This is a genomic window from Kitasatospora sp. NPDC059803 (assembly GCF_042732255.1).
GTDB lineage: Bacteria > Actinomycetota > Actinomycetes > Streptomycetales > Streptomycetaceae > Kitasatospora.
Genome location: NZ_JBHWIJ010000038.1, coordinates 32,638 through 44,359 on the forward strand (window position 1 = coordinate 32,638; position 11,722 = coordinate 44,359).

Below are 11,722 nucleotides of genomic sequence, written 5' to 3' on the forward strand. Positions count from 1 at the left end.
CCGGGGGGCTCTCGCGGGGGTCGAGCCGCGCCCCCCCCGCTGCGCGCGCTGTGGGCCGCTGGGGGGGGGGGCGCCACCCGGCGGCGCCCCCCCCCCCGGCCACAACTCCACCGAGCGTGCGGGCGCATCGCCGGATGCGACCGTCAGAGGACCCCTCACGTACCTCTTTGGTGTCCTAAGGTGTCGATCTCGTAAGCCTGTTGAAGGATGGACGGGTCCTCATCCGGAGTGATGATCCCCCGGTGGCGGCGCTGACAGGCTGACTCGTGGCGAACTCCTGTTCGCCCGAGTGAAGGGAAGCTCCATGTCTCGTCGTCTGACCAGTGCCCTGATCGCAGCCTTCTGTCTGGCGGTGTCCGCGTCACCCGCCTCCGCCGCCGCGGCGGGGGCCGAGGACTCCGCAGCTTCGTCGGCCCGCCCGCGTGGCGGTCCGCTGCAACTCGCCCTCAACGGGCTGACCGACGCCAAGGCGGTGTCCGCGATCGCCGAGGTGCGTGACGGTGACCAGCGGTGGCGCGGCACCACGGGGGTGACCGACCTGGTCGGTCAGGCGCCCGTCCGTGGTGACGGCCGGTTCCGGATCGGCAGCGTCACCAAGACCTTCGTCGCCACCACGGTGCTGCAACTGGTCGGTGAGCACCGGCTCGGTCTGGAGGACTCGGTGTCGAGCCACCTGCCGGGGCTGGTCCCCAACGGGCAGAACATCACCGTCCGCCAGCTGCTCAACCAGCGCACGGGCCTGTTCGACGCCACCAACGCGGGCACCGACGTCTTCCCCAACCTCAACGACCCGGCCGTCTTCCGTTCGTGGCTGGCCCAGGGCGGGTTGAACCGTACGTTCACCGCGCGCCAGTTGGTGACCGCATCCGTCTCCCACGCGCCGAACTTCGAGCCTGGAACCCAATGGGGCTACTCCAACACCAACTTCAACATCCTCGGCCTGATCATCGAGCAGGTCACCGGGCACCCCTACGGACAGGAGGTCGGTCAGCGCATCCTGCGACCGCTCGGGATGACGAAGACCACGGTCCCCGGCCGCTCCACCACGATCCCCGGCCCGCACGCCCACAGTTACTGGACCACCGTGGACGGCGCCGGCACCGGGAACGTCAAGAAGACCGACTTCGACGTCACCGACCAGAACCCGTCCTGGGCGGGCGCCGCCGGAGAGATCATCTCCACCACCGATGACCTGGTCCGGTTCGAGCAGGCCGTGCTGAAGGGGAAGTTGCTGCGTCCGGCGGAGCAGCGCGAGATGACCACGATGCTCCAGACCGTGCCGGGCTCGCACGACGTCGACTACGGGATGGGGCTGGCGCAGGCGACGCTCTCCTGCACCACCGTGCTGGGCCACAACGGCGGCACCTTCGGCTTCTCCACCCAGCTGTGGGGCACCGCCGACCGCCAGGTCGCGCTCTCCTACACCCCGCGGGGCGATGACGCCGAGCAGACGGCGCAGAACGAGGCGAGCATCAAGTTCCTCGACACCGTCTTCTGCGGCACCCGCTGAACGTCCGCCGGGGGCGGCCGAGCGCTATGGCCTTTTCCTGATTCTGTGTCAATTATCGCTATGGTCAGCACATTTGAATGACGCGTGCGCCGGTAGCATGCGCTGACGGATGGTCGTGGTGAACGGAGGAAGAGATGGACGGGTCGGCGGACGAACGGCTGGGGCGTCGCCACCTGCTCGCTCGAGCCGGTGCGGTGGCGGTCGGCGGTGCGGTCGCCGGCCTGGCCGTCGGGCCCGCCGAGGCGGCGGGCCACCAGGGCCCGGGTCCGGCGGGAGGTGGGGGCGGGCCGGAGGGCCGGGCGTTCGGGCCGGTCACGGTCCGCCCCGATGACTCCCGCTACGACAGCCTGCTGCGGGGCGACAACTACCGTTTCGTCGGCCGGCCGGAGGAGATCCGTCTGGCCGGCTCCACCGAGCAGGTGGTGCGGGCCGTCGCCGACGCCGTCCGCTCCGGGCGCCGGATCGCCGTGCGCAGCGGCGGTCACTGTTTCGAGAACTTCACCGGCGACCCGGCGGTGCAGCTCCTGCTGGACCTCTCTGCCATGGACGCCGTCGGCTTCGACCCCGCGATGGGTGCGTTCGTGGTGCAGCCGGGAGCGACCCTCGGGCGCGTGTACCGGACCTTGTTCAAGGGCTGGGGTGTGACGATCCCGGCCGGCGGCTGCCCCGAGGTGGGCGCGGGCGGGCATCTGGCCGGCGGCGGGTACGGTCCGCTGTCCCGCGCCTACGGCTCGGTCGTGGACTACCTGCACGCCGTGGAGGTGGTGGTGGCCGACCGGGACGGGACTGTCCGGGCGGTGGTCGCCACCCGGGACCCGGACGATCCGAACCACGACCTGTGGTGGGCCCACACCGGCGGCGGGGGTGGCAACTTCGGCGTCGTCACCCGCTACTGGCTCCGCTCCCGTGACACCCCTGGCCCTGGCACCCCCGGCCCCGAAACTTCCGGCCCTGGCACCCGCTCCCACAGCGACCCCGCGGCGCTTTTGCCGCGCGCCCCGGGCGAGCTGCGGAGGTGCCTGGTCGCCTGGACCTGGGACGAGAAGATGACGGAACGGGCGTTCACCAGCCTGCTGCGCAACTACGGGACGTGGCACGAGCGCAACAGCGAACCGGGCACCCCCGCGGCGAACCTGTACGCCGTCCTCATTGCCGGACACCGCAAGTCCGGCACCCTTGAGCTGGTCGTGCAGATCGACGCGGGCGTTCCGGGTTCCGACGCGGTGCTCACCGACTTCGTGCGCGCGGTGACCGCCGACGTCGGTGCCACCGAACCCGCCACCCTCCGGGGCACCATGCCCTGGCTGCCCACCAGCACCTGGCCGGGGACCGGCGAGGCCGGCAACTCGATCACCCGGCGCTACAAGGACAAGGCCGGCTACCTGCGCCGCTCCCTCACCGACGCCCAACTCGCCACCGCCTACCGGCACTTGACGAACGGCACGGGCGGTGCGGAGTGCGGCCTGCTCCTCGTCGGCTACGGCGGCCAGGTCAACGCGGTGCCCCCGTACGCCACCGCCGTCGCCCAGCGCGACTCGGTGATGAAGGCCGTCTACTACACGGTCTGGGCCGATGAGGCGGACGACGCGGCCCATCTGGCCTGGGTCCGGGACTTCTACCGCGAGGTGTACCGCGACACCGGAGGCGTCCCCGTCCCCGGCGAGGTCAGTGACGGCTCCTACATCAACTACGCGGACACCGACCTCGCCGACCCGGCGTGGAACACCTCCGGCACCCCGTGGCACACCCTGTACTACAAGGACAACTACCCCCGCCTGCAACAGGTCAAGGCCCGCTGGGACCCGTGCAACATCTTCCGGCACGCCCTCGCCATCGAACCGCCCGACGGGAGGCCGTAACGAAGGCCCTGGGGGAGGCGCGCCGGAGGTTCACTCCCACGAGTGATTGTGACGCTGTGCGCATTAACGGACACTCTAAGTATTGGGGGAGCCCATGGGGGCTCTCCCGGCGCGAGGGGAGCCGTCATGGCCGCAGCCGAATCTTCCTCCATCGAGGTGCCGCGGATCGCGAGCAGTTCGCAGCCCGCCGACCGGGACCAGGGCCTCGCGGCGATCGGCGGCAACGTCGGCGCCGTGTGGCGGGGGTGGTGGACGTGGACCCCGGGGAACGGGACGTTCAACCTCCAGATCGCCTGGAACGTCATCGGGATCGACTCGACGGTCGTCATCACGGCCTCCGAGATCGACGGCAACGGGAACCGGTTCGTCGGTGCGGCGCCCTTCCAGGTGTCGAGCATCGCCCCCAGCAACGGACTGGTGACGTTCAAGATCAACATCGGCTGGGGCAGTCCGCTGCCGATGCGCACCGACGTCCTGGTCTTCAACTGAGCACCGTTCCCCGGCCGCCCCGGCTGCCCCGGTCACGCAGGCCTGGGGCCGCACCGATCCGCTGACAACCGGCACGATCCGCCCCGGGGCGGCGACGGGTTCGCCCGAGCCGCCACGGGGCGCCCGTTTTCCCGCAGGAGCCGGTTCCGCCGACAGGGCCCAGCCGAGCCCGGGCTGTCTTCCGGGCGGCAGATAGTGGCGGCACGAACTTCCTTCGCGTTGCGATGCTCTCAGGTCGAGTGGGGATGTGCTCCACTTAATCGTCACACTGTGTAGTCAATCGGATGTCTGATGTCGTGCAAGGCTGTCGGGAGCTCCTGGCATCGCTCCCATCCTGTCTCTCGGTCTCTCGGGAAGGTTCGTGAGGCTTACGGATTCGGCCCGGCCGGAGCGGCCCTTCGCGACGCGCTCCCCACGACACCGTGAAGGGGCCCCCGCGCAGAGACACCCCGCCTACCCCGGCGGCACTCCACAACGGTGACGGCGCACGTCGCCGACAACGACCGCGAACAGGAAGACCCATGAGAAATCCGCTGTCCGCCAGAGCTTCGGCTATCGCCGCGGCGAGCGTGCTCGTCTGCTCGGTGTTCACAGGCATCGGCGCAGCACCGGCCGGGGCCGTACCCGCCGGCCGGGCCCTCGCCGCGCAGGTGGCGTTCTGGGCGGGGCAGGAGGTCCAGCCGTGTCTGGCGGAGGACCCGCTGACCTGTCCGCGGGACCTCAGCGCGTTCACCGACACCGTGTGGAACACCCTGGCCGCCGGCCACAGCCCGCTCTACCTCGACCTCGTGTACGGCTCGGACTTCGGCCCCGCGCTGCCGGGCGAGAACCAGCGCACCGACGCTCTGGCCCTGGTCGAGCAGGCGAACACCCGCGGCGTGCCGGTCAGCGCCTGGATCACCGTGCCGCTGTCGGACGGCACCTTCGACACCGAGCAGAACGCCGCCCTCGTCCAGAGCGCCGTCGAGGACTTCCACGTCTGGTCGCTCGCCCACGACCTCCAGTTCTCCCAGGCCGTACTCGACCTGGAATCCCCCACCGGCGACCAGGCCGTGGCCCAGGCCCTCACCCAGAAGGACCTGACCGGCTTCAATGCCCTGCTGAACGCCAATAGCCTCGACCCCGCCGCACAGTGCCGCGCGATCCACACCTACGCCGACACCATCGCCTGGGCGCACCAGAACGGGATGCGGATCTCGGGCTCGCCCGTGCCCTACGCGCTGGACGACCTCGACAACGGCAGCATCGCCCTGCAGGCCGCGCTCGGCATCACGGCGTTCCCGCCGACCGGCTACGACCAGTACTTCCTTCAGGCCTACCGCGCCTTCGGGATCGACCTGGGATCCGGCTACGTGGCGTCCTACTTCACCGACATCCAGCGCTACTTCGGCACCGCGGGACAGGTCACCATCGGCAATGCCGGGATCCCGCCGTACGACAACCTCACCACCGTCGTCGACGACATCAGAATGCTCACCGGCCTCGGTGCCACCACCATCCCGGTGTTCGACCTCGAAGGCACCGTCAAGGCCTTCGGCGCCGACGGCGTGAGCGCCCTCGTCCAGGCCGGCCACAACCCCATGACCGGCAGCGAACTCACCGCCGCCACCCAGATGTCCGTGACCGGCGCCGCCGCACGCGCCCTCTTCCACACCCTCGACACGGCCGCCACCACCGCAACCCCCCTCACCACCGGACAGCAGCCCAACCCCTACCCCGGTGCCTGCATGTAGTACCGGCACCGGTCCGTGGGCAGTGGGGCGCTGACGGCTCGCAACGGCTGCCGGAAGTCCTGATCCCGGAGCGTGGGTGAGGTGCGGCTCAGACGGACACCGGGCCCGCCGCAGCGGGCCCGGTGTCCGGTGATGCGAGGAGTCGGCGCAGAGCGAGGACAATGTCCCAGGGCGACGCGCCGCCGCGGGTCACGCGGTGACCTTGGCGACGAAGGCGGCGAGGTTGGCCGCGGTGCGGCGGATCTTCTCCTCGACGGTGAGCGACTCGTGCAGCCGGGTGCCGGTCTCCCGTTTGCCGCGCACGTAGAGCGAGCAGGCGAGGTCGCTGCACATGTAGGCGCCGACGGAGTTGCCCTGCTTGCCGGCCTTCCCGGCCAGGGGCGCGACCAGCAGCGAGACGCCTCCGGTGTGGGTGGTCACGCACAGCGAACAGATGCTGCGGCGGGCCTGCCAGGAGGCGGCGCCGGAGGAACGCAGCGCGACCGCCACCACGCGGCCGTCCGACTCGGCGGCGAGGTAGGCGCGATCGGGCGCCTGCGGGTCGCGCCACCCGAGGAAGTCCAGGTCGCCCCAGGGCTGTTCGGCCAGGTCGCGGGGGATGTGCAGTCGCTTCGCCTCGCCCTTGGTGCAGTTCACGAAGGCGGCACGGATCTCTTGCTCGGTCAACGGCTTCATAGGATCCAACGTAAATTACCTAGGACCATTAGGCAAATGTATAATGGCCTCAGTCGATCGGAGGGAAGGCCATGGCGCGCGTAGGACTGAACGCGGAACGACTCACCCGGGCGGGAGCGGAACTGGCCGACGAGGTCGGCTTCGACAAGGTCACGGTCTCGGCGCTGGCACGACACTTCGGCGTCAAGGACGCGAGCCTCTACTCGCACGTCAAGAACTCCCAGGACCTCAAGACCAGGATCGCCCTGCTCGCACTCGAGGAACTCGCCGACCGGGTCGCCGCCGCCCTGGCCGGACGCGCCGGCAAGGACGCCCTGGCCGCCTTCGCCAACGCCTACCGCGACTACGCCCGCGAACACCCCGGTCGCTACGCCGCCGCGCAGCTCGAACTCGACCCCGAGACCGCGCGCGCCAGCGCCGGCGTCCGGCACTCGCAGATGACGCGCGCGATCCTGCGCGGCTACGACCTCGCGGAACCCGACGAGACCGACGCCGTCCGGCTGCTCGGCAGCACCTTCCACGGCTACGTGGCCCTGGAACGGGCCGGGAGCTTCCAGCACACCCCGCGCGGCACCGAGGACACCTGGGCGCGCATCCTCGACGCCCTCGACGCACTGCTGCGCAACTGGCCGGCGGCCTGACCGCCCGCTCCGCGCGGCTCCGTGCGGCTCCGTCGGCCGGGGCCGGCCCCGGGGTGCGGCCAGGTGACCGTTCCCGCCCGGGACTGCGGGCGGCGGAGCCCGTCCGGCGGGAGAATTGAGGTCGACCAGGCCGCCCGGGCCCTGTGAATCGGCGGGAGGAAGGTGGTCCGTGAACGTCGTGCTGAGCGAGGTGGCGCCGCTGGCCCTGGCCATCGCGTTGTCGCCGTTGCCGATCGTGCCGGCGCTCCTCCTGCTGTTCACTCCCCGGCCCAGGGCCACGGCTGGAGCCTTCCTGGCCGGGTGGGCGGCCGGAATCCTCGTGGCGGCGTCCGCGTTCACGGCACTCGCGGCCGTCATCGAGACCCGCGAGGAGACTCCCACCTGGGCGTCCTGGACCAAAGTCGTCCTCGGCGCGGTGCTCGTCCTGCTCGCCGGGCGGCAGTGGCTCTCCGGCGGCAAGAAGGGGACCCCGGCCTGGATGCGGAGCCTCACGGATGCCACGCCGGCCAAGGCCCTGCGGCTGGGGCTCCTGCTGTCGGGGGCCAACCCGAAGACCATCCTGCTGTCCGCGGCGGCAGGGCTGGCCATCGGCTCCGCCGAACTGGGCCCGCCCCGTACGGTCATCGCCGTGGCGGTGTTCACCGCGCTCGCCGTCTCCACCGTCGTGCTTCCCGTGCTGCTCCACATCGCGCGGGGGGAGCGTGTCCTCACTCCGCTGGGCAGGGCCAGGACCTGGTTGGAGACCCATAACAGCACCGTCACCGCTGTGGTCCTCGCCGTGATCGGGGTGCTCCTCGTCATCGACGGTGCCAGCGGGCTGTGACCGGCGTGAGGGCCGCCTCCGCGGCGGTCCCGCTCACCTGGACGGATGAGGGCCTGGGGCGGCTGCCGCGGCCGGTCAGGCGTCCGGGACGACGGCGACCGGGCAGCGGACGTGGTGGATCGCGGCGTGCGCCACCGGGCCGAGGTGCGCGCCGAGAGGCATCCGCCGGACGTGGCGGCCGAGGACGACCAGCCGGGCCGTCTCCGACGCTTCCACCAGGACGATGGCGGCGTTGCCCCGGACGAGTTCGGACGTCACGGTCACCTGGGGGTAGCGGGCCAGCCAGAGGGCCAGGACGTCGGCGAACTGCTTCCGCTCGGAGGCGGACAGCTCCTTCTCCAGCCCTCCGATGGCGTCGAACGCCATGTACTCGCTGCCGGCCGGTGGCGCCCAGACGTGGACGATCCGCAGGGGGGCCGAGCGGTGGGCGGCCGCCTCGAAGGCGAACGCGAGGACGTCGTCCGGCGGATGTACGAGGTCGACGCCCACCAGGACGGGGTCGGTGGCGGCGCCCTGTTCGCCCTCACCGGCCCGGACCAGCACCACCGGGCAGGTGGCCCGGCGCAGCACCTCCTGGCTCACCGAGCCGACCAGGAAGCCGCGCACGGGCCCCAGCCCCCGGGAGCCGAGCACGAGCACGGCGGAGGTCCGGCCGGCGGCCACCAGCGCCTTGGCCGGGTCGTCGGGGACCTGGCGGGAGGAGACCTGGAGGCCGGCGTGCGCGGCGCGCAGCTCCGCCTCGCGGGCGGCCAAGGCGTCCCGGCTGCGGTTGTACACCTCGTTGGTGCCGACCGAGTCCCGCTTGGGCCAGGGCCAGGCCTGGAGGAGTTCGAGGGCGAGCCCGCGGCGCAGCGCCTCCCGGGCGGCCCACGCGGTGGCGGCGAGGCTCTCCGGCGAACCGTCGAAGCCCGCGACGACGGGACCGTCCACGGCGACGGGACCGTTCACGGTGACCTCCCAGCAGTCGGGTCCGGGCCGGTCAGGCCCGCAGGTGGGTCGGGGGCGGCGGCGACCGTTTCGACCGTCTGCCGGAAGGGGAGGTCGAGGCGGACGCCGCGACCGTGGTCCATGCTGCGTCCCGCAGGTCGTACGTGGCCCGGGCACCCCGGCCAGTATCGGCGGGAGCCGCTGTCGGCGCCTCCCGGCGCAAGGCGTCGCCCCGGGCGGTCCGGGCCCGGCTCGGGGGATCGGTCTGGGGAGCGTGGGCGGTCAGAGCGCGGGTCAGAGCGCGGGTCAGGCGCGCGGGGCGGTGTGCAGGGCGGCGAACAGGCCCCGTGTGCGCGTGCCGTCGGGCAGCTGCCAGACGCCGCCGAGGTGGCCGGCCGTCTCCGGGGCCGGGAGGGCCGCGTCGGCGGCGGAGGGGTGCAGCACCCGGTGCAGGCGCAGGGTCGTGCCCCGGGGGGCCGTCAGCGAGGTGCCCTCCTGGTCGTCGTCGGCGGCGGTGGGGTTCAGGGGGGTGTCACCGCGGTAGGAGCGGGTGACCTCCAGGTTGGGGGTGTCGCTGATGTTCTGGTCCTGGGCTTGGACCCGGCCCTCGATCAGGGCCGACAACTGGGCGACCAGCACCGGGTCGTGGCAGCCGTCGTAGGCCCAGCGCCGTCCCAGCTCGCCATGCTCCATGGTGCCGACGAGCGCGTGTTCCGCCCCGTCGAGCGGGGCGCCGCGGTAGGTGAGCGGGACGAAGTAGGTGGCGGGGGCAGGGCCCGAGGTGTCGGTGACCACGATGAACTCGATGCCGACCTCGCCCTGGGGGTCGTCCAGCCGGAAGCCGCCGGCCTTGGCCAGGTCCGGGGTGCCTGTGCCGCCGCGGTACCAGGGGCGGGAGGGGAGCCAGGAGGCGAGCAGTTCCAGCTTGCTCGGCTGGAGGGTGGTGTGGTGGATGACGGACATGCCGGGGGTGCTCCTCCGTTGTACGAGTGCGATGGTCATACCCTCCCACCCGTGCGGGGCTGACGGGCAGGCAGGTTCCGCTGCGAGGTTCGTCGCCGTTCCGGCCTGGTCCCGGCCTGGTCCCGGACTTGGCCCGGCTGGTCTCCCTGTCCTCGGTCGTCCACCGGTGCCCGCCCGGCCGTTGGGCGGTAGGGCGTACCGGCACCAACTCGCCAGTCTGGCTGGAAAGATGGTTCCGGGTCGGCCGAACTTGCGATCTTTCGGACAAGCAGGCGATCAAGGTCTTGATCTGCTGCGGGGTCACCCTTAGATTGCAGTGCAATGTCACACTGAACCGACCGACACGGCGTGCCTGGGGGACCGGTGCCGGACACTGCACAGCAAGTACCGCACCAGAGCGCCGACAAGCTGCCCCGGGTGTTCTACCGGCTGGCACTGGGCGACGCCCTGTCCACGTACGGGAGCCAGCTCGACCTGGTGGCGCTCAGCCTGTTCGCCTACGAGGCGGCCGGGAACGCGCTCGGCACGGCCGGGTACCTGATCATCCGACTGGCCGGCGGCCTCGTCGGCGGGCTGGTCTCCGGGCGTCTGGTGGCCCGGACCGACCGGCGCCGGCTGATGACGGGCTGCGCGCTGGCCCAGGCGCTGGCCCTGGTCGTGGTGGCCCTCGCGCCCGTCCCCGCGCGCATCCCGGTGCTCTACTCGCTCGCGCTGGTCTTCGGCGGCGCGGCCGCGGTGTGCGCCGTCGCGCTGCGGACCAGCATCCCGGAGATGGTCGGCTCCGAGCGCCGGGCCCGTGCCAACAGCCTGATGGCCAGCTGCCGTTCGGCCGCCATGGTGCTCGGCTTCGCCTCCGCCGGCGTGGTGGTGGCCTGGGCCGGGTTCCGCGCGGCGCTGCTCATCGACGCGTCCAGCTTCCTGGTGTTCGCGGCGGTGGTGCTCCGGCTGCCGCTGCGCACCCGGGCCGAGCCCGCCGAGCAGCCCGCCGCAGAACCGGCTGATGCCGCCGATCCCGCCGATTCCGCCGGGGGGACGAAGTGGCGCGGGAGCCGGTGGCAGGCGCTGATCGTCCTGCGGGCCGCCCCGGTGGTCGGCGCGATGGCGGCGATCCGGCTGCTGGACGCCTTCGGCTCGGCCGCGCACAACATCAGCCTGCCGGTCTTCGCCAACCAGCACTCTCCCGGCAACCCGGCCGCGCTGCTGGGCATGTTCTGGGCCACCTGGGCGGTCGGCAACCTCGGCGCCCAGCAACTGGTCTCCCGGCTCCTGCTGCGCCGGGGCATCGAACCGGGCGAGCGTGCCTTCGCCCTGGGCACCTGTCTGATGTCCGGCTGTTTCATCCTGGTCTTCACCGGGCTGCCGACCCCGCTGTTCCTGCTGGCGGCGATCGGTGCCGGGCTCGGCGACGGCTTCACCGAGATCTCGTACACCACCCGGATCCAGGCCCTCGCCGACGAACGGCGCGGCCAGGCCTTCGGGTTGCTGGCCTCCGCCGAGAACGTCGGCATGGGCACCGGGATGCTGCTGAGCGGATCGCTGCTGGCGCTGCTCAGCCCGCTGACCGTGGTCGGCGTCTCGCACGCCGTCCCGATCGTGCTGGCGCTCGGCTTCCTGGTCGTGGTCGCCCGGTCCCGCAAACGCTGAACCCCCCACCCCGCCGCAGTCACCCCAACGCACCCCACCACAAGCACCCCATCACAAGCACCGCGCCACCGGATCCGCCGGCGCCACCGCGCCGCAGGCACCAGCCCGATCCGCTCACCCTCCGTACCCCGGGGCGGTCCGTACCCGCGCGCCCCGGCACCGATCCGAAAGGTGCCGTACCTGATGAGCTCCACCGGTCCCGACCGCGCCCGGCTGCGTGCCCTGGAGGCCCGGCTGCTGCTGCGTCCCGAGGTCGCCGACTGCGCGCTGCTGCCGGTCGAGCGCGCCGACGGCCGCCGCGGGCTGCTGGCCTACCTGGTGCCCGCCGCCGACACCGACACCGCCGCGCTGCGCCGCCGGGCCGCCGCGGCCCTGCTGGACGCCGACCCGAGCGCCGAGGTGCACCTCCTGGACGGCATCGTCCGCACCCCGCAGGGCGGGCCCGACCGCGCCGCACG

10 protein-coding genes and 1 pseudogene are annotated in these 11,722 nt (G+C 72.1%); 8 read left to right on the top strand and 3 right to left on the bottom strand.

Annotated features, from left to right (window positions below; genetic code table 11):
- Nucleotides 1–304: 304 nt before the first annotated feature.
- The 4 genes from ACFV6I_RS09305 (at nucleotide 305) to ACFV6I_RS09320 (ending at nucleotide 5,591) form a co-directional block, all read left to right on the top strand.
- Entirely contained in the window at nucleotides 305–1,510 is a 1,206-nt protein-coding gene (locus tag ACFV6I_RS09305) for a serine hydrolase domain-containing protein (RefSeq protein ID WP_380424076.1), read from the top strand.
- Nucleotides 1,511–1,644: 134 nt separating this feature from the next.
- The gene (locus ACFV6I_RS09310; protein WP_380424077.1) at nucleotides 1,645–3,369 is read left to right on the top strand and encodes an FAD-binding oxidoreductase; all 1,725 of its coding nucleotides are present in this window, start codon (nucleotides 1,645–1,647) and stop codon (nucleotides 3,367–3,369) included.
- Nucleotides 3,370–3,495: 126 nt separating this feature from the next.
- A complete protein-coding gene (locus ACFV6I_RS09315; RefSeq protein WP_380424078.1) occupies nucleotides 3,496–3,858 on the top strand; it encodes a hypothetical protein in 363 nt (120 codons plus the stop codon).
- Nucleotides 3,859–4,379: 521 nt separating this feature from the next.
- Nucleotides 4,380–5,591 (top strand): hypothetical protein, encoded by a 1,212-nt coding sequence (locus ACFV6I_RS09320; RefSeq protein WP_380424079.1) that lies wholly within the window; start codon nucleotides 4,380–4,382, stop codon nucleotides 5,589–5,591.
- A 189-nt stretch (nucleotides 5,592–5,780) separates the two neighbouring features.
- Here ACFV6I_RS09320 and ACFV6I_RS09325 read toward each other — a convergent pair whose 3' ends face one another.
- The gene (locus tag ACFV6I_RS09325; protein WP_380424080.1) at nucleotides 5,781–6,266 is read right to left on the bottom strand and encodes an FBP domain-containing protein; all 486 of its coding nucleotides are present in this window, start codon (nucleotides 6,264–6,266) and stop codon (nucleotides 5,781–5,783) included.
- 71 nt (nucleotides 6,267–6,337) lie between these two features.
- Between ACFV6I_RS09325 and ACFV6I_RS09330 the strand changes: the two genes are divergently transcribed.
- Nucleotides 6,338–6,907, top strand: coding sequence for a TetR/AcrR family transcriptional regulator (locus tag ACFV6I_RS09330; protein ID WP_063351909.1), 570 nt, complete (start codon nucleotides 6,338–6,340; stop codon nucleotides 6,905–6,907).
- Nucleotides 6,908–7,076: 169 nt separating this feature from the next.
- Nucleotides 7,077–7,730, top strand: coding sequence for a GAP family protein (locus ACFV6I_RS09335; RefSeq protein WP_380424081.1), 654 nt, complete (start codon nucleotides 7,077–7,079; stop codon nucleotides 7,728–7,730).
- Nucleotides 7,731–7,805: 75 nt separating this feature from the next.
- On the opposite strand, the gene ACFV6I_RS09340 is transcribed toward ACFV6I_RS09335, so the two are convergent.
- Nucleotides 7,806–8,678: a universal stress protein gene (locus ACFV6I_RS09340; protein ID WP_380424082.1), complete on the bottom strand. Its 873-nt coding sequence runs from the start codon at nucleotides 8,676–8,678 to the stop codon at nucleotides 7,806–7,808.
- Between the two features lie 285 nt (nucleotides 8,679–8,963).
- Nucleotides 8,964–9,620, bottom strand: a complete 657-nt coding sequence (locus ACFV6I_RS09345; RefSeq protein WP_380424084.1) for a 1,4-alpha-glucan branching protein — start codon at nucleotides 9,618–9,620, stop codon at nucleotides 8,964–8,966.
- Nucleotides 9,621–9,983: 363 nt separating this feature from the next.
- On the opposite strand from ACFV6I_RS09345, the gene ACFV6I_RS09350 reads away from it, so the two are divergent.
- Nucleotides 9,984–11,264, top strand: coding sequence for an MFS transporter (locus ACFV6I_RS09350; RefSeq protein ID WP_380424086.1), 1,281 nt, complete (start codon nucleotides 9,984–9,986; stop codon nucleotides 11,262–11,264).
- Nucleotides 11,265–11,447: 183 nt separating this feature from the next.
- A pseudogene (locus tag ACFV6I_RS09355) lies at nucleotides 11,448–11,722 on the top strand (glycine-AMP ligase); the annotation flags it as partial.